The organism is Streptomyces sp. NPDC001599 (assembly GCF_042893535.1).
Lineage (GTDB): Bacteria > Actinomycetota > Actinomycetes > Streptomycetales > Streptomycetaceae > Streptomyces.
Map to the genome: position 1 here is coordinate 40622 of NZ_JBIAVA010000019.1, position 24336 is coordinate 64957.

A 24336-nucleotide genomic window follows, 5' to 3' on the forward strand; every position below is an offset into this window, starting at 1 on the left:
TCTTGCCGCTTTGGCTCGCCGAATCCCTGCGGCCGGATGTACGATTCCTTAGGACCGTAAGACATCTGATGGCATTCGTCAATGAGAGGCGGGACCACCCCATGCCGAGTTCTTCCGCATCCCGACCGCAGGCCGAGGACCCCGAGGCGCACGAGGTCCTGATCGTGGGCGCCGGACCGAGCGGCATGGTGGCCGCTTGCGAGCTGCTGCGCCGAGGCGTGCGCGTACGCATCGTCGACCGCGCCCCGGCTCCCTCGCCCTTCCCGAAGGCCCTGCTCGTCTGGCCGCGCAGCATCGATCTCTTCGAGGACCTCGGCGTGCTCGCGCACCTGCGTGACGCGGGCACGCAGATCAACGCCTTCAGCTACTTCTCCGAGCGCCGGCTGCTGGCCAGCTTCGACTTCCCGCAGCACCTCAGCCCCGTATGCCTGCCGCAGAACGAGACCGAGCGGATCCTGCGCGAGCGGATGGAGGCCCTCGGCGGCAAGGTGGAGCGGGGCGTGCGGCTGCTCACGCTCGAGGGGCTGGACTTCTCCGGCCGCATAGCGGGAACCGGGGACGTCACCGCGGTGCTCGAGCACGAGGACGGACGCGTCGAGCGCACCGGCGCCCGCTTCGTGATCGGGGCCGACGGTGCGGGAAGCGCCGTACGGGGCCTGCTCGGAGGCGGCTTCACCGGCAACACCTACGAGAGTTCCTTCGCCCTGGTCGACACCCGCATCAAGGGCTTCCTGCCTCCCGACCAGGCCCTCTACTACCAGTCGCCCGCCGGGGCACTGGTGGTGGTGGCCCTGCCCGACGGGGTGTTCCGGTTCTTCTGCAGCCTGCCCGCCGGCGAGCGGGTCACGGTGGAGCGTATGCAGCGGATCGTGGACGACCGCGGCCCGGCCGGAGTGACCCTGACGGATCCCGTCTGGGTCTCGGACTTCCGCATCCACGCGCGCCACGCCGACCAGTTCCAGCTCGGCCGCGTGTTCATCGTCGGTGACGCGGCGCACGTGCACAGCCCGGCCGGCGGCCAGGGACTCAACACCGGTATCCAGGACGCCCACAACCTCGCCTGGAAGATGGCGGCCGTCCTGCACGGAAAGGCTCCCTCCGACCTGTTGCGCACCTACGGACCCGAACGCGCCGCGGTGGCCCGGCGGGTGGTGCGGGACACCGACATCCAGACGAGGAGCTGGCTGGTCAAGCGCCCCACCGCGGTCGTGGCCCGCGACGCCGCGTTCCGGGTCGCCGAGCGCACCGGTCTGTTCCGGCTCTACGCGCCGGTGATGGCGGGGCGCCGGCTCGCCTACCCGGCGGTGCGGCAGACCCAGCTGCCGGCCGGGCGGACCTCCTGCCACCTCCGCTCGCGGCTCCCCGGCGGGCTGACCGTCGGCGCCGTCTTCCCGCGCTCCCTGGCCGTCCCCGCCGGCTTCGCGGGAACCGCCTGCGAACCCGCCGGGTGGACCCTGGCGGTGACCTGCCGGGGCGACGCGGTGGCCTGGCGCGAGCAGGCGCGCGCGCTCGCGGCCGCCTGGCCGCAGGTCCGGGCCGTCGACCTGTCCGCCAGGTCCGCGCGGACGGAGACGGGATGCCGGCATCAGGGCTACTACCTCGTGCGCCCGGACGGGCACGTCGCGGCGCACGGTCACGCCGGCGACCTGGACCGCCTGCACGTCGAACTGACCCAGTGGCTGGGCCCGGCGGACCGGGTCGCCGCCCGCTGAACCGCCGGGAACAGCGTGAAGGGGGGTGCGGCCGAGAGCCGCACCCCCCTTCACCTGGGCTCAGGCGGTGGCCTTCGCCTCGCTCCGGGTCGCGCCGAACGACAGCTCGCCCGTGGTCATGAGGTCGAGGAGCTGCGCCAGCCCGCGGTCCTCCGGCGTCGCCGTGCGGAAGACGAAGTGCCGGAGCCCGGCCTGCTCCGGACCGCCGAAGAACCGGAAGAAGCTGATGTCCTCCGGGTGAGCGGCGAAGCTCTCGTAGAGGTAGACGCTGCCGCCCTCCGCCATGAGGCCCCTCGCGGCGGCCGCGAAGACGCCGTCGGCCGCCTCGTAGACGAGGTCGAACGGGCCCGCCACGGCGGCGATGTCCGTCACGGCCCGAGCCGCTCCCGACCCCACCGCGAGCGCGGCCTGCTCGTGGTCGGCGACCACGGCGGTGACCTCGGCGTTCAACGCGGACAGCAGCTCGACCAGGAGCCGTCCGACCCCCACGTCGGCTCCCGTGACCAGCACGCGCCGGCCACGGATGACCCCCGCGCCGCGGACCAGACGCAACGCCGTGAGCACCGCGACACGCAGCGCCGCCGCCTGCTCGAAGCTCACGTGGTCGGGCAGCACCGTGGCGTACTCCGTGGGCAGCGCCATGCACGGAGCCCATCGCGTTCCGGTCGCCACACCGACGACACGGTCGCCCGGCTGCGGGCTGAAGCCCTCCGGCGCGGCCCGCATGACCACTCCCGCCACGTCCCAGCCCGCCACCCATCCCTCCGGCAGCGGTTCGGCTTTGATCATCTCGTCGAGCTCCGGCGCCACCGCGCGCACCGCGACGAGTATCTCGTCCTCGGCCTGTGCCGTGATCGCGTCCTTCATGCTGCTGAGCTGCTCGGACATGGCTTCATTTCCTCTCGTGCCTACGGTTCGTGCGTGCGGATTCGTGCATGCGGATTCGTGCGTGCGGATTCGTGCGTGCGGTTCATACGTACGGTCCGTGCGCGCGGTTCGTGCGCGCGGTTCGTGCGTGCGGTTCGTGCGTGCGGTTCGTGCGTGCGGTTCGTACGCGCGGTGTCCTTCGTCGACGACGCGCCCCGCCGTCAGAACTCCCCCGGGGCCAGGGGGGACGCGCCGAGCGGGTGGTCCACCGGGACGACCTCGAACGCCTCCGGCTGCTCGGCGACGCAGTCGGCGAGCACAAGATGGTGTTCGAGGACCTGGTACCTGACCCAGGCCCGGCTGTGGTGGTCGTCGACGGCGTCCGGGGCCAGGCGGATCCGCAGGTGGAGGCACTGCTCCGGGGTGACGGCGACCTGGGCCTGCTCGACCTCGTCGCAGGCCGTCGCCAGCGCGACCAGTTCCCGGGCGTCGATGGTGCGTCCGCAGAAGCGGAAGGAAGGGGGCGTGGGGCCGAGCGCCCGGAGGGCGGGGCCCCGCCGGCCGCATGAGCAGTGCGTGAACTCCGCGCGTTCCCGGGTCTCGTACCGGATCAGCGCAGGCGTGCGCACGGGGCTGAGCGTGGTGAGCAGGACGCGGCCGTCGACCACCTCGACCAGCTGGTGCGGCAAGGGGTGGTAGACGTCCGCCAGGCACTGCGGACCGTGGTGGCCGATCACCCACGACGTCGGCGTGCCGTACAGGCGCCAGATGTCGGTGTAGGGGAAGCGGTCGGCGAGGACGGCGTCCGGCGTGGTGTCGTGGGTCGTCCCGCCCAGGAGGAGCGTTCGCAGCCAGGGGATCGGCCGTCCCGCGGTGACGCCGCCGACCAGGCGCGCCATGGTCTGCGGCGGTGCCGCCAGTGCGGTCACGCCCTGCCCGGCGAGCAGGGCCAGCCAGCCCTCGGCGTCACCCGGCGGCAGTTCGCCGACGGGGAGCACCGTGGCCCCGGCCGTGGCGGCGAACCGGTTGAAGAGGTAGTGGTCGGGGCGGAGCCGGCCGGACGGGTGGAGGTTGGCCACGACGTCCCGAGGGCCGAGCGGGCTCCAGGCGGAATGGATCTCGGAAGCGAACATGCCCTCGGGCAGCAGGCTCAGGCCGGGCGCCGCCAGTGTCCCGCCGTGGGCCCAGAGCAGGCCCGGATCACCTTCGCGACAGGCGACCGCCTCCTGGGTAGCGGCTGCCAGCTCCTCCTGCGTCAGCACGGGAAGGTCCCGCAGCGCGAAGGTCCCGCGAGCGGTGTACGGCTCGTACTTCGCCGCCAGCGAAGGCAACCGGACGGCGCTTCGCACCAGATCCTCCAGCGAGGACGCCGGTGCACGTGCTCCCTTCGGCCGCTTGGCGCCGGTGCGCGCCTGGAACACGGGCGTGCCGCTCAATGGGGGCATCGGGCGGGCTGTTCGCGAAACCATCGGGCTCCCCCTCATCGCTCGTACAGCCGAACCGCAGCGAACCGCCGCAGCACCAGCATGCGTTGACTCCAGGCCACCTTATGACCGTGGTCGCAGATTAGTCTAGAGTCTTAGTTAGTACTCCAGAGCAACTTACCCACGGCCCTCACGCACCCCACTCGATTGCGCCACTGGCCATTTTCGAGTCAATCCTTGTATCGAGAACTAATGCTGGCCTGGAGTCCACATTTGGACTACGCTCCCTCCGTTGGCGCTGCCGGGGCGGCGCCACCTGCGTGTTCTTCGACGACACCTGGAATCCATAGGGGGATTTGAACGTGGGCATAGGCAGAGAAGGCACGATCATCGCGGTGGTGGGCATGGGGTGCCGTTTCCCTCAGGCCGACAGCGTTGAGGAGTACTGGTCCAACCTGGTCGAGAACCGGGACTGCGTCACACCCGTCCCGCCCGAGCGCTACGACGTCGAGGCCTTCTACGCGCCTCAGCCGGGCACACCCGGACGGACGGTCAGCCGGTACGGCGGCTTCCTGGACGACCCGTTCGGCTTCGACCCGGGGTTCTTCGAGATCTCTCCGGCGGAAGCGGCCAGCATGGACCCCCAGCACCGACTGCTGCTCCCCGTGGTGCGGGAGGCGCTCGAAGGCGCGGGCATCCGTCCGAGCACGCTCGCGGGAACGAACACCGGCGTGTACATGGGCCAGGCCACGGCCGACTACGCGCACGACAGCCGCATCGAGACCCACGACCTGCACGAGGCCACCGGAAGCCACATCCGGGCCATGGGCTCCGGCCGTGTCTCCTACGACCTGGACCTCCGCGGGCCGAGCCTGACGGTCGACACCGCCTGCTCCTCCTCACTGGTGGCCGTGCACATGGCCCGGCAGGGACTGCTCACCGGGGAGACCGATCTCGCCATCGCCGGCGGCGTCAACCTCATCCTGTCTCCGCTCGACGCGGTGGCCTACTCGCAGGCCGCGATGCTCTCGCCGGAGGGGCGCTGCAAGTTCGGAGACACCGCCGCGAACGGCTTCGTGCGCAGCGAGGGCGTCGGCATCGTGGTGCTGGCCCGGTTGAGCGACGCCCAGAAGGCCGGCTACCCCGTCCTGGCGCTGCTCCGGGGCAGCGCGGTCACCAACGACGGGCGGGACAGCGGGTCGCTGATCAAGCCCGCGGAGTCGGGCCAGGTCGCCTTGGTGGAGAGGGCGTGCCGGGACGCCGGCATCACCCCGGAGGAGCTCGACTACGTCGAGGCGCACGGAACGGGGACACCGGTCGGAGACGCGGTGGAGCTGCGGGCCCTGGCCGCCCTCGCCCGGCGGCGCGGCCCGCGACGCGGCCCGCTCCGGACCGGGTCGGTGAAGACCAACATCGGGCACACCGAAGCGGCCGCGGGGATCGCCGGGTTGATGAAGGCGGTTCTGATCGCCCGCCACGGCGTCGTACCCGGCTCGCTGCACCTGCGGGAGCCGCAGCCCGCGCTGACCGACTCGGACGGAGCGGTGCAAGTCGTCGCCGCCAACCAGGCGTTGGCCGCCGAGACCGGGCACGCACTGCTCGGAGTCAGTTCCTTCGGACTCTCCGGCACCAACGCACACGTCGTGGTCGCCCGGGCCGAGGAAGAGAAGGCCCGCGCTCCGCACGGCCGCACGGAGCTGCCTGCGGCCAGGCCGGCCCACCTGCTCGTGCTCAGCGCACGGTCCCGTACGGCGCTGCTGCGCCTGGCGGGCGACTACGCCGACTTCCTCTCGCCGGGCGGCCCGGGCAACGAGCTGCCGCTGTGGGACGTCTGCGCGACGGCCGCACTCCACCGCGACGCGCACCCCTACCGGCTGTGGGCCACCGGCGCGGACCACGAGGACCTGGCTCAGGCGCTCCGGACCCTGGCACAGGGCGGGGACACCGACCGGGCGGGCCTGGGAGAAGCGGGTTTCCAGGCCGCCAGGCGCACGGTGTTCGTCTTCCCCGGACAAGGCTCGCAATGGGCCGGCATGGGGCAGTCCCTGCTGCATTCCACCCCTGCGTTCGAGACGGCGATCACCGCGTGCGACGCGATCGTCCGGGCCGAGACGGGCCGCTCGGTGACCGAGGCCCTCGCCGACGGGACCATCGGTGAGGACGTCGCCGAGGTCCAGCCGATCCTGTGGGCCATGGAGGTGGCGCTCGCCGCCACGTGGCGGGACATGGGCGTCGACCCGGCCGTGTGTGTCGGCCACAGCATGGGCGAGGTCGCGGCGGCGGCGGTGACCGGCGCCCTGCCGCTCGCGGACGCCGCCGCGGTCATCTGCCGCCGCAGCGCACTGATGCGCCGTACCGTGGGGCAGGGCGCGATGATGTCGGTGGACGTCTCGGCCGAGCAGGCCGCGGACCTCGTCGCCGCCGAGAAGAACGTGTGCGTCGCCGCCGAGAACGCCCCCTCGTCCACGATCCTGGCAGGCGACGCCACCGCCCTGCGCCGCATCGGCCGGCGCCTGGACCGGTCCGGGGTCTTCCACCGGATCGTCCGGGTCAACGTCGCGTCCCACTCGCCCGCCATGGACCCGCTCCGCGACGACCTGCTCGCCGCGCTGGCCGGCCTCACGCCCCGGGACGGCACCGTCCCTCTCTACTCCACCGCCCGCGACACCCTCCTGCCGGGGTCCGAACTGGACGCCGGGTACTGGATGGAGAACCTGCGGCAGCCCGTGCGGTTCCTCGACGGGATACGGCACTTGGTGAAGGAGGGGGACAACGTCTTCGTAGAGGTCAGCCCGCACGCCGTTCTCCAGATGGCCGTCGACGACATCGCGCGGGAGGCGGGTGCCGCTTCCGGGGTCGTCGCCTCCACGACGCGGAAGTCGCGGGAGGAGCCGCTCGCCCTGGCCCGCTCCCTGGGAGCGTTCTTCGCCATGGGCGGGACGGTCGACTGGGAGCGCTGGTTCAGGGGGGAGGCACGGCAGGTGCCCCTGCCGCGCTACCCGTGGGACCGCGAGGTCCTGCGCCGGGAACCGGCCGCACCCCTCGCTCCGGCCGGGGCCGGCGGCCAGGTCACCGACATCACGACGAACCTGACCGACGCGACCGTGAGCCTGCACGGCTTCGAGGCCATTCCGCCGGTGGTCCATCTGGCCACGCTCCACGAAGCGGTGAGCGCCACGGCCGGCCGGTCCACCGTCACGCTGGAGCAGGCCGAGGTCAAGGAGCCGATCGAACCGCCGGCCGGAGGCGAAACGACTCTGCGGGTCCGACTGGCGGCCACGCCCGGCGCGATGGCGGCCACGGTCCACCCGGCGGACGACACCGGTCGAACGGCACTGTCTGCCCGGGTCCGCGTCGAAGGCGAGGCCGTCGTCGAGCAGCGGCACTCGTTGGCCCGGCTGGACGCGGCCCTCGCCCGGTGCCGGACTCCGCGCACGTCGGCACAGTTCGCGGAGGATCTCGTCGACCGCGGCTACACCGTCGGTTCCCGCGTACGGACCCTGCGACGCCTGTGGCGGCGCGACGGCGAGGCCGTCGCCCTCGTCGCGAGCCCGCAGGGCTCACCGCACGTCGCCTGGGAGAGCTGCCTGCTGGTGCTCCTCGCCTGCGTGGCGGACCACGCGTACACCGTCACGTCCTTCGCGCGGGTCCGGTTCCACCGCCCGCTCACCGGTGACGTGTGGGTGCGCGCACTCGTGGCGCCCAGGGACTCCGGCCGGACCGCCGTGGCCCACGTGTGGGTGCTCGACTCGCAGGGACGGCCGGTGGCCGATTTCGGCGGCATCGAGCTGCGTCGCGCCGCGTCCCCGCGCGGCGGGGGCACCCCCGACGGACTCGGCCTCGCGCGCATGGTCCGCAGGCCGGCCCGGCGCCTGGCGGCGGCGACACGCATGCTGCGCGGACCACGCCCCGCGCAGGCCGACCTCTCCGTGGCGATTCCCTCGCCACGCGCCGGCGAGGAGCGGTCGCCGCTCGCGGACACCGGGAACACCGGGGCCGGGGACACTGGGATCACCGGGGCCGGGGACACGGGAGACCTGTTCCTGGCCCAGATCTCGCAGGTTCTGCGGCTCCCCGTCGAGCGTCTGGACCTACGCCGTTCGCTGCGGGACTACGGGATCGACTCCTTGAGCGCGGCCAAACTGCGCGTCGGTTTCCGGCACGTCACCGACCGGGACATCGCGCTCTCCCGCCTGCTCAGCGACAGCGCCCTGAAGGAGCTGGTCTCGGAGGCGAGCTCCCTCCAGCCGACCGTCTGAGTCGCGGACGGCCCGGGTCGCGGACACGAGGGCAGGGCCGGGGGGGGTGACTGACCACCCACCCTTGGTAAACCCCAGGTCAATTCTGCACTACTCATCATTCATGGATCGTGATACAAGTGAACATGATGCAAGTGCGCAGCCGGGGCACGCGAATCCGTGACCCGCGGCAGCCGGACCGTGCACGCCGTCCCGTGCGCTACTGGAGTTGAAGATGGTCGAGACGATTTCTCCCACTGCGGCGCAACCACAGGGGCGCCGGGAGCGCAACAAGATGCGCGTCAAGAACGGCATCTACGAAGCCGCCCTGGAGCTGTTCACCCAGCAGGGCTACGACCAGACCACAGTCGAAGAGATCGCCGAGAGGGCCGACGTCGCGCGCGGCACCTTCTTCAACCACTTCCAGCGCAAGGAAGACATCATCGGCGAGTGGAGCGAGCGGCGGCGGGTCCTGCTGCGCGAGGGGCTGGACCCGGAAGGGATCGAGGGCCCGGAGGTCGCCGACATCCGGCACACCCTGTCGCGCTGCATGAGCATCCTCGCGCAGATCACCCTCGCCAACTCGGCCCAGACCAAGGCCCTGCTGAACGCCTGGGTCCGCGCGGGGGCACCCCTGCACGAGGAGCCGCACACCGCCCACATGTTCAGCCGCTTCATCGAGGCGGGGCGAGCGAGTGGCGGCATCCCCGAGAGCGTCGACTCCGAACTGGCGGGCCACCTGCTGCGCGACGTCTACCTCGGCACCCTGTTCCGGTGGGCACGCAAGCCCGCCGGCCAGGGCGACCTGGAGGCCGAACTGCAGGCCGCCTGCACCGCCCTGCTGGCCGGGCTCGCCCCGCACTGAACCGGCGCACCTCTCACACGCCACCTCCGGAGCCCCGGGACGACCCAGACGTCGCCCCGGGGCTCTGCCGTTCCCCCGTCCCGATCAGGCCCCCGAGGGGTAAGGTCTCAGCCAACCCGCCTCCTCCTGAGCCATGTGGATTGACTGCTATGGATAAGACCTCTTATGGTCGACAGGAATCATCCAACAGATCGCATCCATATACCTCAGACAAGGAGGAGCTCCGTGTCCGACCACCGTTCAGGCGCCCGTCCGAGCGCAGTGGCCATGACTGTGGGGCTGACCCTGCTGGCCCTCAACCTTCGGCCCGCCGTCGGCAGCGTTTCCCCCCTGCTCGACGACATCCAGGAGTCCGTCGGGCTCTCCGACTCGGCGGTGAGCGTTCTCACGACGCTGCCGGTCGTGTGCCTGGGTGTCTTCGCCGCCGTGTCCCCCGCCCTGTCCCGCCGCTTGGGTACCCCCCGCGCCCTGGTGCTCGGCTTCCTCTTCCTGATCGCCGGAATCCTCGTCCGGCTCGACGAGGCCGCCTGGGCGCTCTTCCTCGGTACCGCTCTGGCGGGCGCCGGCCTCGCCATCGGCAACGTGCTGATGCCGGCCGTCATCAAGAGCGTCTTCCCTGACCGGGTGCGCCTGTACACCGGCATCGGCACCGCGGTGCTCAGCGCCGGCGCCGCACTGGCGGCGGGCGTGGCCGTCCCCCTGCGCAACGCCACCGACAGCTGGAGCGGCTCGCTCGCCCTGTGGGTCGTCCCCGCGGCACTCGGCCTCATCGTGTGGCTGCCGCTCGCCCGCCGGAGTGAGCGTCCCGCTCCCGCCACCGGCTCCACGGCCCGCGGATCCCTGCTGGGCGACGCCATGGCCTGGCAGGTCACCGGATACCTGGCACTGCGCGCGCTGGCCTACTTCACCGCACTGGGCTGGCTGCCCACGATCCTCGCCGACCTCGGACACAGCAACGCCGCCTCCGGAGCGCTGCTCTCCGTGGCCATGCTGGTGAGTGTTCCCGGAGCACTCTTCGCCCCGATCCTCGTCGGGCGCAAGGGCACCGCCCCCATGGTGATCGCCATCGCCGTCGGCGGCGCGATCAGCCTGCTGGGTCTGCTCTGGGTGCCGGGAATCGCCGCCCTGTGGGTCGTGGTCCTGGGTCTCACCCTGGGGGCCGGACACGCCATGGCCCTCACCTTCATCGGGCTCAGGTCCCCCAACCCCCAGGTCGCGGCGCAGCTGTCGGGCATGGTGCAGACCATCGGCTACCTGGTCGGCGGCATCGCCGGCCCGCTTCTGCTGGGCCTGCTGCACGGCGCCACGGACGGATGGACGGTCTCCCTCGTCCTGCTGGCCGCGTTCACCCTGCCCGAGCTGATCCTCGGCCTGTGCTCCGGCCGTGGCCGGGCGGTGCGCCCGCGCTTCCGCCAGACCAGTGCCGCGCCGCAGCAGACGACCACGCCGCCCGTGCTCGTCGACTGACCGTCCCGCATCCCCAAGGAGGAACCCCATGTACCACGTTGCCGTCGCCTTCGACGTACAGCCCGACCGGCGCGAGGACTTCATAGCCGCCTGCCACGCCGACGCCCGCGACTCCGCCGTGGACGAGCCGTTCACGCAGCGGTTCGAGCTGGTGGCGGACGAGAACGACCCCAACCGGTTCTACCTGGACGAGGTGTACGACGACGCGGCCGCGTTCGACAAGCACATGGCCGGTCCGCACTTCGCGAAGTTCTTCGAGCGGATCGGGGACATCGCCGAAGGCCCCACCTGGCTGATCCGCGGCACCCGGGTCGTGGACCCCACCGCGTCCTGACCTGTTCACAACCGGCGGTCGGCCGAAGCCGAGGGGCTCACGAGCCCCTCCGCCCGCGCCGGCCGCCGTGCCCGTTTCCGCGCTTCCGCGATTCCGCACTTCCGCCCCTCACATCCAAGGAGCATCCCGTCATGTGCAGCCCCAAGGTCATGGAGCAGGTCTACGGAGAGGCCGGCCACGACTGCGCCGGTCACGGCGCCGACTCCGGGGACGAGCGGCAGACGACCGGTCGGCCCAGCGGCGGCACCCCACTCATCAGGGGGAGCCGCGTCAGCGATCTGACGCACACGTTCGGCAACGACTTCCCCGTGCTGGAGCCGATCGTCCTCAAGCCGAACATCGATCACTTCGCCGACGTGGCAGGCGAGGGGTTCAACGCGAACAAGCTGGAGATCGACGAGCACACCGGCACCCACGTGGACGGTCCCGCGCACCTCGAGGACGGTCCGATGTACACCGACGAGATCCCCATCGACCGCTTCATCGCCCCCCTCTGCGTCATCCGCATAGGCGACCGCGCCGCGAAGGACCACGACACCACACTCACCGCAGACGACATCCTCAGGTACGAGAGCCGCCACGGCCGGATCCCCCAGGGCGCCCTGGTCGTCATGGACTCGGGCTGGTGCGACCGGATCAACACCCCCGGCGCCTACATCAACCGCGACTCCGAGGGCGCGGCCCACTTCCCCGGCCTGGGCTTCGACGCCGCGGAGCTGCTGGTCCACGAGCGGGCGGTCCACGCCGCCGGCACCGACACCCCCAGCCTCGACGCCGCCAAGAACCTCCAGGTGGACGACCCGGGGGCACACCGCATCGTCCTGGGAGACATGCGTTACGGGGTGGAGAACATCGCGAACCTGTCCACCGTGCCGGAGTCCGGTGCCACCGCCGTGATCGGGCTCATCAAGCACCGCAAGGGCTTCGCCGGGCCGTGCCGTGTGTTCGGCATCTACTGACGGGGCCGGTGCCCAGGTGACGGCCACCGCACCGCACCGCCCGACGGCCGCCGAACCGTCGCCACCGCGGCGGACGGGGCGCCGTGCGACGGACCTGCTGAACGCCGTCCCGGCCGCGCGGTCGGTCGCCGGGCACGGGGCGGACGCCGCGGACCGCGACGGCCGGCTCGCACCCGGGACGGTCGCGGCGCTGACGGACGCCGGGTTCCACCGGCTGTTCGTGCCACCCGAACGGGGCGGCGTCGGCGGCGGCTTCGCCACCCTGGTCGGCGCCGTCGCCGCGGTCGGCGAGGGCTGCGCGTCCGCCGCGTGGGTCGCGGCCGTCTTCGCCAACTTCGGCCGGCTCGCCGGGTTCCTGCCCCCCGAGGGCCGGAGCGTGATCTGGGGCGACGGCCCGGACGTGCGTCTGGTCGGTGCCGTCGCGCCCACCGGACACGCCCGGCCGGGCCCCGGAGGGTGGCTGCTCTCCGGAAGCTGGCAGTACGTCAGCGGGGCCGCCTTCGCCCACTGGGCCCTGCTCGCCGGGAGGACGGCCGAGGACGGCGGCGAGGCGGTGCGGTTCTTCGCCGTACCCCGGCACGCGTACGAGATCACCGGCACGTGGTCGGCCCCGGGCATGCGCGGCACGGGCAGTGACACGGTCCGGGTCGACGAGGCCTTCGTCGCGCGGGAGCTGTCCTTCCCCCGGCGGCTGGCCGCCGACGGTGCGCTCTCGGCGCACCCCTGGCTGACCGTGCCGTCCGCGGCCGTGACCCCCCTGTGCTTCGTGGCGCCGGCCCTGGGCGCCGCGGCCGCGGCCCTGGCCGCCTGGACGCAGCGGCTCCGGGACGCACCGACCAGGTCCACGGACGCCGCACGCGTCGCGCTGGCCCGGTCCATGGGCGAAGTGGACGCCGCCCGCCTCCTCGTCGACCGGGCGGCCGCCACCGCCGACCTCGGCCGCGTCGGCCCCTCCGAAGCGGTGCGCAACGCACGCGACGCGGCCCTGGCCATGGAGCTGATCTCCACGGCCGTCTCCCGGCTGTACCGCCTGGTCGGAACCAGCGGTCAGTCGGACCCCCGGTTCCAGCGTCCTTGGCGCGACATCACCACCGCGGCCGGCCACGCCCTGCTGGGCTTCGAGGCCGCCGGCCGCTCCTACACCGAGCAGTTGACCACCTCCCCCGGAGCGCCGTACGGCGCCCGACGAGACGCAAGGAGCCATCGTGAGTGACACGGAACCGAGTAAGACGGAGCGCACGGAACGGACGGAACGGACCTGTGCCCTGATCACGGGAGCCAACAAGGGGCTGGGCCGCGAGGTGGCACGCCAACTGGGCCTCCGCGGCATGACCGTACTCGCGGGCGCCCGCGACCGTTCCCGGGGCACCCGCGCCGTGGAGGAACTGCGGCAGTCCGGGATCGACGCCCACTTCATCCAGCTCGACGTCGACGACGAGTCGTCGGTGTCGGCCGCCGCCGACCGCATCGCGCGCGAATTCGGCCGCCTCGACGTGCTCGTCAACAACGCGGGCGTCGTCGAGGACGACATCGCCCCCAGCGCGACGACGTCCACGCTGGCCGAGCGGATCTACCGCACCAACGTGTTCGGCGTGATCGCGACGACCCACGCCATGCTGCCCCTGCTGCGCGCGTCGGACGCCGGCCGGGTCGTCAACCTCTCCAGCAGGCTCGGCTCGCTGGCCAAGGCCGCCGACTTCTCCGCCCCCCACCGCGCGCTGCTCGCGTACAACTCCTCGAAGGCGGCCCTCAACTCGCTGACCCTGCACTACGCCCGCGAGTTCGCCGGAAGCCCCCTGAAGGTCAACTCCGCGACGCCCGGATATGTGGCGACCGACCTGAACGGCCACCGGGGCACCCGCACGGTCGAGGAGGGCGCTCGGGTGGTCGTGACCCTGGCCACGCTGGACAAGGACGGACCGACCGGCGGCTTCTTCGACGAGGACGGACCGGTGGCCTGGTGACCGCAGCGACGAACGACGCCCCCGGGACGAGGACGGCGAGCGAACGCTACGGCGAGACCCTCTTCGTCCGGGACACCCCGGAACACAGGCGCCTGCGACTCCTGGGCGAGGTCTTCGACCCACTCTCCATACGGACGCTGGACGCCATCGGCGTGCGCCCCGGCATGCGCTGCCTGGAGATCGGGGCCGGCGGCGGCTCCATGGCGCGGTGGCTGTGCGCCCGCACCGCGCCGGCCCAGGTCGTGGCCACGGACCTTGACGTCTCGCCGCTCGTGGCCCAGCCGGAGGAGAACCTCCTGCCGATGGTCCACGACGTGACCCGGGACACCTTTCCCGCGCACTCCTTCGACCTGGTCCACGCCCGCTTCGTACTCAACCATCTTCCCGAACGGGACGAGGTGCTGAGGCGGATCGTGCGGTGGCTGCGGCCCGGCGGTGTCCTGGTGGTCGAGTCGTTCTCGTGGTTCCCCGTCGACAGTTCCCCGGACGCCGGGTACCGCAAGGTGCTGCTCCGGTGGAGCGATCTGCTGCGGGACACCATCGGCACCGACAGCAGGTGGGCCCGCAACTACCCGTCCGCCCTCGCACCCCACGGCCTGCGCGACCTCGGCGCGAACACGGTCACCCAGCACCTCAGAGGAGGCAGCGACCTCGCCGACTTCTGGCGGCTCACGGTCGGCATGTCGAAGGAACAGCTCCTCGGCAAGGGATATCTCTCCGCGAAGGAGTACGAGGTGTTCGCCGCGCAGATGCGGGACACGGACTTCTGGGACCTGGCACCGGCCCTCACCCAGGCGTGGGGACGGAAGGCGTGGGGGAAATGACCGCTGCCCGGCCCCGCCTCGGCCACATCTCGTTCCTGAACAGCTACCCGCTCCTGTGGTCACTGCGCAGGACGGGCGTCCTGCCCACGGTGTCGCTGCACATCGACACCCCGGACAAACTGAGCGACGACCTGGTGGAGGGCCGGCTCGACGCGGGTCCGATCACCGTGGCCGAGTACCTCAGGCACCACGAGCGCCTGCTGCTGCTCCCCGGCCTCGCCATCGGCTGCGACGGCCCGGTCCTCTCCTGCAACATCGTCAGCAAGGTTCCGTTGCGGGACCTGCACGACCGCCCGGTCGGTCTCGGCACCACAAGCCGCACCACGGTGCTCCTGTCCCAACTGCTCCTGGAGGAGCACCTGGGCGTCCGTCCCCGCTACACCCCGTGCGTCCCGACGCTCTCCGCCATGCTGCGCCATGCCGATGCCGGTGTGCTGATCGGGGACGTGGCCCTGCGCGCCCGGCTGGAGGACGGGCCGCGTCTCGGCCTGGAGGTCCATGACACCGGCGCGCTGTGGAAGGACTGGACCGGGCTCCCCATGGTGTTCGCGGTGTGGGCGGTACGGCGCGAGTTCGCCGAACGGCATCCGGCCGAGACCGACGCCCTGGCGCGTGGCCTGCGGCTGGCCCGCGCCCACAGCGAGGCCCACCTCGACACCGTCGCCCGAGATGTCACCCTGCTCGGCACCACCGTCGCGCCGCGTCAGGCCGCCGACTACTTCCGGCACCTGTCGTTCGACCTGACGGCACGGCACCTGGAGGGCATGCGGACGTTCGCCGGCCTCGCGGCCGAACGGGGCGCGGTCCCGGCGTGCCCGCCGTTCTCGTTCCTCGGCTCCCCCCGTCCGGTGGGGAGCGACGCATGAACGCGGCACCCGCCGTCGACGGGAGGGCACGCACACGTGGCCCGCACACCGCCCCGCCGACCGCCCCACTGGCCGGTGTCACGGTCGACGGTACGGCCGCGGGACCGGCCGGCGCGGTCGCGCTCGACCACCTCCGCGCACTGGGCGCCAGGCACCGTCCCGGCGTCCGGACCCCGCGGCATGCGGCGACGGAGCACCTCACCGTGCTGTCCGAGGACGGCCTGCATCCCCTGGTCTGCGAGATACTCCCGTTCCCGGACGCTCCCGGGTCCCGGCTCGGCGAGACGGCCCTCCAGGCCATGGCGGGCCTGATGGCGGTGAACGGCCGGCAAGGGAACGCACCACGCCGCCTGCCGCTCGACTACGTCGCCGCCTGCGCCGGGGTGCTCGCGGTGCAGGGGGTACTCGCGGCCCTGATCGCGCGGACGCGTGGAGCGCGGTTGGGACGGATCCGCACGGCCCGTTCGAGCGCGGCGCTGCTGAGCGTCTCGCAGTACCTGGCCGCCGAGACCGCCCCGGACGGCACAGGGCCGCACGGGACAGGGCCGCACGGGACAGGGCCGGACGGGACAGGGCCGGACGGACCAGCGGAACCTCGGCCCACAGCCAGGACCAGGACCGGAACCGGAGCCGGAGCCGAAACCGGAGCCGGGACCCGGACCGGAACCGGCCCGCCGTTCCTCAGCCGGGACGGAGTCTGGTTCGAACTGGAGGCGCTGGACGGCACCCCCTGGCGTGACTTCTGGGCCGCTCTCGGCCTTCGAGGCCGTGAGGTCCCGCTGGGCTGGCGGACCTTCGTCAACCGCTACTCCGCGGCGAGGGCACCGCTGCCCCCGCTCCTGCACCGGACGCTCGGCACCCGCGACTTCACGGACATCGCCGCCGCCGGAGCCCGCAGCGGCCTCAGCGTGTGCCGCATCCGTACGACGGCCGAGCGGTACGCGGAGGAGGAACCGCTCCCGGCGCCATGGAGCCTGCGCCCGCCGGGCACGCAGCACACGCAGCACCCGGAGCACACGGAGCACACGGAGCGTCCCTTCTCCCGCCCGGCCCCGCAGTCCGCCCCCCACGTTCTTCCGACGGCCGGGCAACCGCTGCGCGGCATCACCGTCGTGGAGGCGACCCGGCGTATCCAGGGCCCGATGGCCGGGCACGTCCTCCAGATGCTCGGCGCGCACGTCGTACGCGTCGAACCCCCGGGCGGCGATCCGCAGCGCGCCGCGGAGCCGGTGGTCGGCGACTGTTCCGCCCGGTTCCTCGCCCTGAACGAGGCCAAGAGCGTGGTCGAGGCCGACCTCAAGACCGCCGAGGGCCGGCGCACGGTCCGGGACCTGGCCCTGCGGGCCGACGTCTTCCTCCACAACTGGGCGCCGGGCAAGGCCGAGGTCTTCGGCCTGGACGCCGAGGCCCTCTGCACGGCCAACCCCGCCCTGGTGTACGCCCACGCTTCGGGGTGGGGACCCTCGTCGGCTCCGGACCTCTTCCCCGGTACGGACTTCATGGTCCAGGCCCGATCCGGTCTGGCCTGGGAGATGGCCGAAGGCGCGGACCGGCCCCGGCCGACGCTGATGACGGTGCTCGACATCCTGGGCGGGCTCATATCGGCCGAGGGCGTTCTCGCCGGGCTGCTGGCACGCGAACTCGGGGGCGGACCCCAGCGGGTGGACACGTCCCTGCTGTCCGCGGCGTCGGTTCTCCAGCGCCTGGAAGCAGACCGCGCCCCCTCCGCACGGGCGCATGCGGCATGGGAGGGCCCCTACCGCACGGCGAACGGCCACATCGCCCTGTCGCTGCCGGCCGCCGGAGGTCGGAGCCTTCTGGCCACGGCGCTGAACATCCCGGCCACCGGGCCGCACCCACCCCTGCGTGACACCGTCGCCGCCCGCCTTCTGACCCGCCCGGCCCGGAGCTGGATCGAGGACCTCGGCACGAACGGGATCGACGCGGTCCTCGTCCAGGAAGACATCGCGGCCGTCGCCCGGGACCCGGCCTTCCGGGCGGACCTCCGTCATGGCGCGTGTGCGCTGGTGGCACCCCCTTGGAGATTCCTGTCATGACCGTCCCGCTGCCCGACCTCGTCCCCGCCCGACTGCGCCGGCGCTGGAAGGCCGAGGGCGTCTATCCCGGGCGCCCGCTGTTCGACCTCTTCCGCGAACGGGCCCGCGAACACCCCGACGCCCCCGCGGTGGTGGAGCCGCACGGCACCACCACGTACGCCGAACTCCTGCGCGCCGCCACGGCTCTCGCCGCCGAACTGGGCGAACAAGGCGTTCGCGGAGGCGACGTCGTCGCGGTCAACCTGGCCAACGGATGGCGAGCGCTCGCCGCCGACCTGGCCATCGCGGCGACCGGTGCCGTCGGCCTGCCGTACCCCCTCGGCCGCAGACGTCAGGACACCAGGGCCATCCTGGGAAAGTCCCACGCCGTCGCGGCACTCATCACCCGCACCGTCGGGGACCAGGACTACGCGCGGACGGTCGACGAACTCCGGGCGGACCTGCCCGCACTGCGACACGTGTACGTCGAGGGCCCCCGCCTGCCCGGCATGCGGGCGCTGGAACCGGTGTGGCACAGCCCGGTCCCGCCGCGGAACCGGCTCCCACGGGCGTCACCGGACCCCGACTCGGCCGCGCGCATCATCGTGTCGTCCGGAACGGAGGCGGCGCCCAAACTCGTGGCCTACTCCCACAACGCGCTCGCCGCCAGCCGCGGACGCCTGCTGCTGAACCTGCGCGCCGGCGACCGGGAACCGCTGCGCCTGCTGTGCATGGTCCCGCTGGCCTCGGCCTTCGGCTCGGTCGGCCTGGCCGCGCTGTGCGTGCTGGGTGCGACGGTGCTCGTCACTCCCCGCTTCTCCCCCTCGGCGGTACTCCGCATGGTCGCCGAACGACGCCCGACCCACCTTCTCGGCGTACCCACGATGTACCAGGAACTCCTCACCGACCCGACGCTGCCGGACACGGACGTGTCGTCCCTGCGCTGCGTCGTCAGCGGCGGTGCGCCACTCCAGCCGGCGATCGCCGCACGGTTGCGGCGGAGCCTGTGCGCCACAGTCACCACCGTGTACGGGTCGGCGGACGGGGTCAACTCCCACACCCGCCCCGGGGACCCCGCGGAGGTCGTGGACACCACGGCGGGACGCCCGGACCCCTCCATCGTGCGGCTCAGGATCGCCGACGAGCACGGCGCCGAGGTCCCCACCGGCCACACCGGCGAGATCTGGGCACGCGGCCCCATCACGCCGCTGTGCTACGTCAACGACCCGGACCTCAACCGCCGTTACCGCACCCCGGACGGTTGGGTGCGCACAGGGGACCTGGGGGCGGTGACCCACGACGGAAGACTACGGCTCACCGGCCGCAAGAAGGACATCGTGATCAGGGCGGGTCTCAACATCAGCCCGGCGGAGGTCGAACTCCACGTCTCGTCCCACCCCGACGTGGCCGGCGCCGTGTGCCGTGGCGTACCGGACCCGCTGCTCGGCGAACGCCTCGCGGTCTTCGTGGTCCCGACACCGGGCGCACGACCTCCGACCCTGCCCGCACTCCACCGTTTCCTCCTCGCCGACCGCGGCCTGGAGCGCGCGAAGCTGCCGGAAATCCTGCACGTCCTCCCGGCCTTCCCGTCCGGCCCGTCAGGAAAAGTGGACCGCGCACAACTCGACGCCCTCGTACGCACTCCAGAACCCGGAAATCCCCCACCGGTGAGAGAAGGCACCACATGAGCGCCGCCCTGTTCACCCCCCTCGTCATGCGCTCCCTCGACATACGCAATCGCGTGTGGATGGCGCCGATGTGCCAGTACTCCGCCCCCGTCGACGGAGAGCACACAGGGGCTCCGGGCGACTGGCACTTCACCCACCTCGCGACACGGGCCGTGGGCGGCGCGGGGCTCGTCATGACCGAGGGAACGGCCGTGACGGCGGCCGGCCGGATCACCCCGGCGGACCTCGGCCTGTGGAACGACACCCAGCAGGCAGCGTTCCAGCGCATCGCGCAAGGCCTCCGCGCCCTCGGCTCGGTGCCCGCCATCCAACTGACGCACGCGGGACGGAAGGCGTCGACCGCCCGCCCCTGGGACGGCGGCACCCCCTTGACCCCGGAGTACGGAGGATGGCACCCCGTCGGCCCAAGCCCACTGCCCTACGCCCCCGGCCATCTCGCTCCCCACGAGCTGACCGTCCCCGAGATCCACCAGGTCGTCGACGACTTCGCCCGAGCGGCACGACGCGCCCTGGACGCGGGCTTCCAAGTGGCCGAGGTGCACGGCGCACACGGCTACCTGATCCACCAGTTCCTTTCCCCCTACACCAATCGCCGCGGCGACCAGTACGGCGGCTCCTTCTCCAACCGGATCCGATTCGCGCTGGAGGTGGTCGACGCGGTGCGCTCCGTATGGCCCGACGGCCTCCCGGTCTTCTTCCGCGCATCGGCCACGGACTGGCTGGAGCGGTCTGCCGCCGAGGGCCCGGGACACGGCTGGGAGGTCGAGGACACCGTGCGCCTCTCCGTCGAGCTCCTGGACCACGGCGTGGACCTGCTCGACATCTCCTCCGGAGGGGTGGCCCCCGGGATCAGGAAGCCGGTGGCACCCGGCTACCAGGTCCCCTTCGCCACAACGGTCCGGCACAAGTCCGGCGCCCCGGTCTCCGCCGTCGGCCTCATCACCGACCCGCACCAGGCGGAACACATCGTGGCCACGGGCCAGGCCGACGCGGTGATGCTGGGCCGAGAACTGCTCCGCACCCCGTACTGGCCCCACCGGGCGGCACAGGAACTGGGCGCGAAACCCACCTGGCCACAGCCCTACGAAATGGCCCACCCATGACACCCCCACCGCCCCCGGAGCACCCCACCCCTCACATACGGCGCCCCCAGCGACCGCCGGGACTCACCCGCTACACTGTCGCCAGTCTCCTTCGCCTCCGTAGCTCAGGGGATAGAGCACCGCTCTCCTAAAGCGGGTGTCGCAGGTTCGAATCCTGCCGGGGGCACAGGAAAGGGCACCTACGTTTTTCTCGTAGGTGCCCTTCACCGGTTCAGGCGGCGTGCGGGGTGAAGGTGACGTGTGAGTCACCTTCGTCAATGGTGAGGTTCAGCGTGCCGTCCAAAGCCTTGGCCAACCGCCGCAGCAGCGGGAGCGTCGGCACGGTGTCACCCCCCTCCATCCGGGAGACCTGGGGCTGGGTCATCCCGGCCCGCTCTGCCAGTTCCGTCTGAGACAGGCCGAGCTCGATCCGCCGGTCGTAGACCGCCTGCCCGAGGTCGCCGGCCAGGCGGGCGTCGACGTACTCCTGGTCGTACTCCACCGACTCACCCGCGAGCTGCCGAGTCCGACGCGTCCTCCATGTGCTGTGATTCATCAGCTCTCCTTGCGCCGCTCGTAGATGTGCTGGGCGTGGCCGTGTTCGGTCTCGCAGACCTTCTGGACTTGGTGCGCGCGCTCAACTTCTGCTGCCTCACGCATCCTCGTCTTGCGGAAGACCGTCAGCAGCACGATCCGCTGCCCGGGCGCGAGCCAGTAGGGGATGCGCACCGCCTCGCCGTCCAACTCGAAACGGAGCTCTCGTAGTTTGCCGCCCAGGTGGCGCGAGTACGGCTCTCCAAGGGTCGTCGGCTCGTCCAGCAGCCGGTCCGTCTTGTCCTCGACCCGCCGGTACAGGCGGAACGGAAGCAACTCCAGCCAATCCCGCACTTCGGGCTCGATCTCGATCTGCCATCGCTCCGTCATGCAATCAACGGTATATACCTCGAAATGCATGACGCAAGCCGCCGCAGGCCTCGGTGCCGCGCGCCTGTAACTCGCGCGGCCACTGGCCCGGCCGGCACGGGTACGACTCACACGAGGACGGGTTCCCGGACCGGACAGCTACCAGCACACCTTTCCGCTTGATGTGGGCTCGTCACGACAGACGGCCTTCAGGACGCGTCGGCATAGGCGAGGTGGTCACCACAGACGGTGCAACGGAAGAGCATGGCGGTCATCCCCCCGCCGAGGTGGGTCAAGAGGCTCTCAAGCCGGCTTTCGTCATGGCAGCCATCCATGCGCAGGTCGGTCCGCAGCTGCTCGAGCGCTTCGGGGTGCTCCGCCAACTCGCTGTACCCGACTTCACCCACGAAGGCACTGGCGTCGTAGCAGTGGACGAGCCAGTGCGGATCCTGCCAGGCGTGGAACCCGGGTGTGCGGCGGGTGACCTCGTGCAGCACGTCGCCGCTCACGCCGTCGAGACCGTAGGAGTCGGTGAATTCACCCGCGAAACGATCAGCCGCGCTCCCGTCTGCGATGCACCAGGGGCAGAAGCGTCCACCGACCTCATGCGCCGAGTAGAAGGTGGCTGTGTAGATCCAGCCCGTGCTGCGGCCGCAGCAGACGCACGACTCGGCGGACGCGTGGATGGACCCGCTTGCCACGGGGTCCGGGTGATACCGGAAGAAGGGCAGGTCGACGTTCATCGCGACTTCATGATGCCGCCGCCCTGCCGCGTGCCGGTGGCCGGGGCGGTCTGGTCCAGGCGGGTGGCCAGGGTGGTGGCGAAGTCCTCGGCGCGGGCCAGCTGGGTCCGGAGTTTGCCCACCTGTTCGGCGGCGGCCTGGTGGTACGTGCGGACGCGTTGCAGCAGGGCGTCGCGCTCGGCCGTGTCGAGAGCGGCGTCGCCGTCCAGGCGGTCGGTGGCGTCGAGCAGGTCGCGCATCTGCTCGAGGGTGAAGCCGAGCGGCTTCATGCGGCGGATGACCATGAGCCGGGCGACGTCGGTCTCGGTGTAGAGGCGGAAGCCGCCCTGGGACCGGGCGGAGGGGATGACCAGGCCGGTCTCCTCGTAGTGCCGGATGGTGCGCAGGGACAGCTCCGTCCGCGCGGCGACCTCACCGATCTGCATGTGCCTGTCGTCCACGTCGTCCACGCCGTTCTCCTGGCTCTTCCCGTCGGCCCGTCGGCTCGCCGACCTCTACTCTAACGTTAGGGTAGAGTTGGGGACGGTGAGGGCGGCCTCGGCTGCCCACCCTGCCGTTCCGGGGCCGATGACGCCCCCGGCGAAGATCCGATTCCCGCGGGAGAGAGCGTGCGCGAGCCCCTGACGCCGATCGCCGCCGCCGCGTGCCCGCCGTGACCCTTCGCCCCTGGATGTGAGTCGCCCGGCCGGGACCGCGTCGGCCCCGCCCCGCCTCCCTAGCCTCCCTCGCCCTTGAGACTTCCGGCCCGTGCGCGGGTCGCCCGCCCTTGCCGCACGCCCGGCCTGCCCGTGGGTGTGCCCGAGCACGACAGGTACGCATCTCCTTGTCTTCCGCTGCTGTGACTCCCTCGACTCCCGCCGCGCGGCTGCGCGCCCTCAAGCCCGACTGGCTGAACGATCCGAAGGTCTGGCGCACCGAGGTCCTGGCCGGCCTGGTCGTCGCCCTGGCCCTGATCCCGGAGGCCATCTCCTTCTCGATCATCGCCGGTGTCGACCCGGCGATCGGCCTGTTCGCCTCCTTCACCATGGCCGTGACGATCTCGATCGTCGGCGGTCGCCGCGCGATGATCTCGGCCGCCACCGGCGCGGTCGCGCTCGTCATCGCGCCGGTGAACCGGGAACACGGTCTGGGCTACCTGGTCGCGACCGTCATCCTGGCCGGCGTCTTCCAGATCGTCCTGGGCGCGCTGGGGGTGGCCAGGCTCATGCGGTTCGTGCCCCGGTCGGTGATGACCGGCTTCGTCAACGCCCTCGCCGTCATGATCTTCATGGCGCAGGTGCCGGAGATGCACGACGTGCCCTGGCCGGTCTACCCGCTGATCATCGGCGGCCTGGCGCTGATGGTGTTCTTCCCGAAGGTCACCAGGGTGGTCCCGGCCCCGCTGGTGTCCATCGTCATCCTCACCGTGATCACCGTCGCCGCCGGGATCGCGGTGCCCACCGTCGGCGACAAGGGCGAGCTGCCGTCCTCGCTGCCGGTGCCGGGCCTGCCCGACGTGCCCTTCACCCTGGACACCCTGACCACCGTCGCGCCCTACGCGCTCGCCATGGCGCTGGTCGGCCTGATGGAGTCGCTGATGACCGCCAGGCTCGTCGACGACATCACCGACACCCACTCCTCCAAGACCCGCGAGTCCATCGGCCAGGGCGTCGCCAACATCGTCACCGGCTTCTTCGGCGGCATGGGCGGCTGCGCCATGATCGGTCAGACCATGATCAACGTGAAGGTGTCCGGCGCTCGTACCCGCGTCTCCACCTTCCTCGCCGGCTCGTTCCTGATGGTGCTGTGCATCGTCTTCGGCCCGGTCGTCTCCGACATCCCCATGGCCGCTCTGGTCGCCGTCATGGTCATGGTCGCCTTCGGCACCTTCGACTGGCACTCCATCGCGCCGAAGACCCTGAGGCGGATGCCCGCCGGGGAGATCGCCGTCATGGTCATCACGGTGATCGTCGTGGTCGCCACCGACAACCTCGCCATCGGCGTCGTCGTCGGCACCGTCACCGCCATGGTCATCTTCGCCCGGCGCGTCGCCCACCTCGCCCAGGTCACCGCCGTCACGGACCCTGACGGCAGCACGGTCGTCTACCGGGTCACCGGAGAGCTGTTCTTCGCCTCCTCCAACGACCTCGTCGGCCAGTTCGACTACGCGGGCGACCCGGACCGGGTCGTCATCGACCTGTCCGCGGCCCACATCTGGGACGCCTCCTCCGTGGCCGCCCTGGACGCGATCGAGACGAAGTACGGGCAGCGCGGCAAGACCGTCGAGATCACCGGCCTGAACACCCCGAGCGCCGACCTCCACGGCAAGCTCACCGGCGAACTCACCGGCAGCCACTGACCCTCGCGCCGGAGCCCGCAGCAGTG

20 protein-coding genes and 1 tRNA gene are annotated in these 24336 nt (G+C 71.8%); 15 read left to right on the forward strand and 6 right to left on the reverse strand.

The window, feature by feature from the left end; genetic code table 11:
* Window positions 1-101 precede the first annotated feature (101 nt).
* Window positions 102-1712, forward strand: coding sequence for an FAD-dependent monooxygenase (locus tag ACFYZ3_RS33285; RefSeq protein WP_388525651.1), 1611 nt, complete (start codon window positions 102-104; stop codon window positions 1710-1712).
* 60 nt (window positions 1713-1772) lie between these two features.
* Here ACFYZ3_RS33285 and ACFYZ3_RS33290 read toward each other — a convergent pair whose 3' ends face one another.
* Together ACFYZ3_RS33290 and ACFYZ3_RS33295 are read right to left on the reverse strand one after the other, a co-directional pair.
* Entirely contained in the window at window positions 1773-2600 is an 828-nt protein-coding gene (locus ACFYZ3_RS33290; protein ID WP_388525654.1) for an alcohol dehydrogenase, read from the reverse strand.
* A 200-nt stretch (window positions 2601-2800) separates the two neighbouring features.
* Window positions 2801-4048: a hypothetical protein gene (locus tag ACFYZ3_RS33295; RefSeq protein WP_388525658.1), complete on the reverse strand. Its 1248-nt coding sequence runs from the start codon at window positions 4046-4048 to the stop codon at window positions 2801-2803.
* Between the two features lie 317 nt (window positions 4049-4365).
* On the opposite strand from ACFYZ3_RS33295, the gene ACFYZ3_RS33300 reads away from it, so the two are divergent.
* From ACFYZ3_RS33300 to ACFYZ3_RS33360, 13 genes are all read left to right on the forward strand, one after another.
* Window positions 4366-8262: a type I polyketide synthase gene (locus ACFYZ3_RS33300; protein WP_388525661.1), complete on the forward strand. Its 3897-nt coding sequence runs from the start codon at window positions 4366-4368 to the stop codon at window positions 8260-8262.
* A 274-nt stretch (window positions 8263-8536) separates the two neighbouring features.
* Window positions 8537-9106 carry a TetR/AcrR family transcriptional regulator gene (locus tag ACFYZ3_RS33305; protein ID WP_388525664.1) on the forward strand — a complete coding sequence of 190 codons (570 nt, stop codon included), beginning with the start codon at window positions 8537-8539 and terminating at the stop codon, window positions 9104-9106.
* A gap of 267 nt (window positions 9107-9373) precedes the next feature.
* Window positions 9374-10573, forward strand: coding sequence for an MFS transporter (locus ACFYZ3_RS33310; protein ID WP_388525667.1), 1200 nt, complete (start codon window positions 9374-9376; stop codon window positions 10571-10573).
* Between the two features lie 28 nt (window positions 10574-10601).
* Entirely contained in the window at window positions 10602-10907 is a 306-nt protein-coding gene (locus ACFYZ3_RS33315; protein WP_361008134.1) for a putative quinol monooxygenase, read from the forward strand.
* A gap of 131 nt (window positions 10908-11038) precedes the next feature.
* Entirely contained in the window at window positions 11039-11866 is an 828-nt protein-coding gene (locus ACFYZ3_RS33320; RefSeq protein ID WP_388525670.1) for a cyclase family protein, read from the forward strand.
* A gap of 16 nt (window positions 11867-11882) precedes the next feature.
* On the forward strand, window positions 11883-13079 hold the full coding sequence (locus tag ACFYZ3_RS33325) for a hydrolase (RefSeq protein ID WP_388525673.1): 1197 nt from the start codon (window positions 11883-11885) through the stop codon (window positions 13077-13079).
* Window positions 13072-13830 (forward strand): SDR family oxidoreductase, encoded by a 759-nt coding sequence (locus ACFYZ3_RS33330; protein ID WP_388525676.1) that lies wholly within the window; start codon window positions 13072-13074, stop codon window positions 13828-13830. Before ACFYZ3_RS33325 ends, ACFYZ3_RS33330 begins: the two co-directional genes overlap by 8 nt.
* Window positions 13827-14654, forward strand: coding sequence for a class I SAM-dependent methyltransferase (locus ACFYZ3_RS33335; protein ID WP_388525679.1), 828 nt, complete (start codon window positions 13827-13829; stop codon window positions 14652-14654). Before ACFYZ3_RS33330 ends, ACFYZ3_RS33335 begins: the two co-directional genes overlap by 4 nt.
* Entirely contained in the window at window positions 14651-15520 is an 870-nt protein-coding gene (locus tag ACFYZ3_RS33340) for a menaquinone biosynthetic enzyme MqnA/MqnD family protein (protein ID WP_388525682.1), read from the forward strand. The genes ACFYZ3_RS33335 and ACFYZ3_RS33340 overlap by 4 nt, the downstream gene beginning before the upstream one ends.
* Window positions 15517-17577, forward strand: a complete 2061-nt coding sequence (locus tag ACFYZ3_RS33345; RefSeq protein WP_388525685.1) for a CoA transferase — start codon at window positions 15517-15519, stop codon at window positions 17575-17577. The genes ACFYZ3_RS33340 and ACFYZ3_RS33345 overlap by 4 nt, the downstream gene beginning before the upstream one ends.
* On the forward strand, window positions 17574-19244 hold the full coding sequence (locus ACFYZ3_RS33350) for an AMP-binding protein (RefSeq protein WP_388525688.1): 1671 nt from the start codon (window positions 17574-17576) through the stop codon (window positions 19242-19244). The genes ACFYZ3_RS33345 and ACFYZ3_RS33350 overlap by 4 nt, the downstream gene beginning before the upstream one ends.
* Window positions 19241-20347 carry an NADH:flavin oxidoreductase/NADH oxidase gene (locus tag ACFYZ3_RS33355; RefSeq protein ID WP_388525691.1) on the forward strand — a complete coding sequence of 369 codons (1107 nt, stop codon included), beginning with the start codon at window positions 19241-19243 and terminating at the stop codon, window positions 20345-20347. The genes ACFYZ3_RS33350 and ACFYZ3_RS33355 overlap by 4 nt, the downstream gene beginning before the upstream one ends.
* 93 nt (window positions 20348-20440) lie before the next feature.
* Window positions 20441-20513, forward strand: a tRNA-Arg gene (locus tag ACFYZ3_RS33360).
* A gap of 45 nt (window positions 20514-20558) precedes the next feature.
* Here the strand turns inward: ACFYZ3_RS33360 and ACFYZ3_RS33365 are convergent.
* The 4 genes from ACFYZ3_RS33365 to ACFYZ3_RS33380 all read right to left on the reverse strand — a co-directional run bounded on the left by ACFYZ3_RS33365 (window position 20559) and on the right by ACFYZ3_RS33380 (window position 22412).
* Window positions 20559-20882 carry a helix-turn-helix domain-containing protein gene (locus ACFYZ3_RS33365; protein ID WP_388525694.1) on the reverse strand — a complete coding sequence of 108 codons (324 nt, stop codon included), beginning with the start codon at window positions 20880-20882 and terminating at the stop codon, window positions 20559-20561.
* On the reverse strand, window positions 20882-21250 hold the full coding sequence (locus tag ACFYZ3_RS33370; protein ID WP_224221507.1) for a type II toxin-antitoxin system RelE/ParE family toxin: 369 nt from the start codon (window positions 21248-21250) through the stop codon (window positions 20882-20884). The genes ACFYZ3_RS33365 and ACFYZ3_RS33370 overlap by 1 nt, the downstream gene beginning before the upstream one ends.
* Window positions 21251-21438: 188 nt before the next feature.
* A complete protein-coding gene (locus ACFYZ3_RS33375) occupies window positions 21439-21972 on the reverse strand; it encodes a CbrC family protein (RefSeq protein ID WP_388525698.1) in 534 nt (177 codons plus the stop codon).
* A complete protein-coding gene (locus tag ACFYZ3_RS33380; RefSeq protein WP_388525866.1) occupies window positions 21969-22412 on the reverse strand; it encodes a MerR family transcriptional regulator in 444 nt (147 codons plus the stop codon). The genes ACFYZ3_RS33375 and ACFYZ3_RS33380 overlap by 4 nt, the downstream gene beginning before the upstream one ends.
* Window positions 22413-22810: 398 nt before the next feature.
* Here ACFYZ3_RS33380 and ACFYZ3_RS33385 point away from each other — a divergent pair, with 398 nt between their 5' ends.
* Window positions 22811-24310 carry a SulP family inorganic anion transporter gene (locus ACFYZ3_RS33385; RefSeq protein WP_388525701.1) on the forward strand — a complete coding sequence of 500 codons (1500 nt, stop codon included), beginning with the start codon at window positions 22811-22813 and terminating at the stop codon, window positions 24308-24310.
* The last annotated feature ends 26 nt before the right edge of the window (window positions 24311-24336 follow it).

Excerpts from the sequence above, each read along its gene's own strand:
- ACFYZ3_RS33285 (WP_388525651.1), top strand. The coding sequence starts at position 102 with ATGCCGAGTTCTTCCGCATCCCGACCGCAGGCCGAGGACCCCGAGGCG.
- ACFYZ3_RS33290 (WP_388525654.1), bottom strand. The coding sequence starts at position 2,600 with ATGTCCGAGCAGCTCAGCAGCATGAAGGACGCGATCACGGCACAGGCC.
- ACFYZ3_RS33295 (WP_388525658.1), bottom strand. The coding sequence starts at position 4,048 with ATGGTTTCGCGAACAGCCCGCCCGATGCCCCCATTGAGCGGCACGCCC.
- ACFYZ3_RS33305 (WP_388525664.1), top strand. The coding sequence starts at position 8,537 with ATGCGCGTCAAGAACGGCATCTACGAAGCCGCCCTGGAGCTGTTCACC.
- ACFYZ3_RS33310 (WP_388525667.1), top strand. The coding sequence starts at position 9,374 with ATGACTGTGGGGCTGACCCTGCTGGCCCTCAACCTTCGGCCCGCCGTC.
- ACFYZ3_RS33315 (WP_361008134.1), top strand. The coding sequence starts at position 10,602 with ATGTACCACGTTGCCGTCGCCTTCGACGTACAGCCCGACCGGCGCGAG.
- ACFYZ3_RS33320 (WP_388525670.1), top strand. The coding sequence starts at position 11,039 with ATGTGCAGCCCCAAGGTCATGGAGCAGGTCTACGGAGAGGCCGGCCAC.
- ACFYZ3_RS33340 (WP_388525682.1), top strand. The coding sequence starts at position 14,651 with ATGACCGCTGCCCGGCCCCGCCTCGGCCACATCTCGTTCCTGAACAGC.
- ACFYZ3_RS33345 (WP_388525685.1), top strand. The coding sequence starts at position 15,517 with ATGAACGCGGCACCCGCCGTCGACGGGAGGGCACGCACACGTGGCCCG.
- ACFYZ3_RS33350 (WP_388525688.1), top strand. The coding sequence starts at position 17,574 with ATGACCGTCCCGCTGCCCGACCTCGTCCCCGCCCGACTGCGCCGGCGC.
- ACFYZ3_RS33355 (WP_388525691.1), top strand. The coding sequence starts at position 19,241 with ATGAGCGCCGCCCTGTTCACCCCCCTCGTCATGCGCTCCCTCGACATA.
- ACFYZ3_RS33365 (WP_388525694.1), bottom strand. The coding sequence starts at position 20,882 with ATGAATCACAGCACATGGAGGACGCGTCGGACTCGGCAGCTCGCGGGT.
- ACFYZ3_RS33370 (WP_224221507.1), bottom strand. The coding sequence starts at position 21,250 with ATGACGGAGCGATGGCAGATCGAGATCGAGCCCGAAGTGCGGGATTGG.
- ACFYZ3_RS33375 (WP_388525698.1), bottom strand. The coding sequence starts at position 21,972 with ATGAACGTCGACCTGCCCTTCTTCCGGTATCACCCGGACCCCGTGGCA.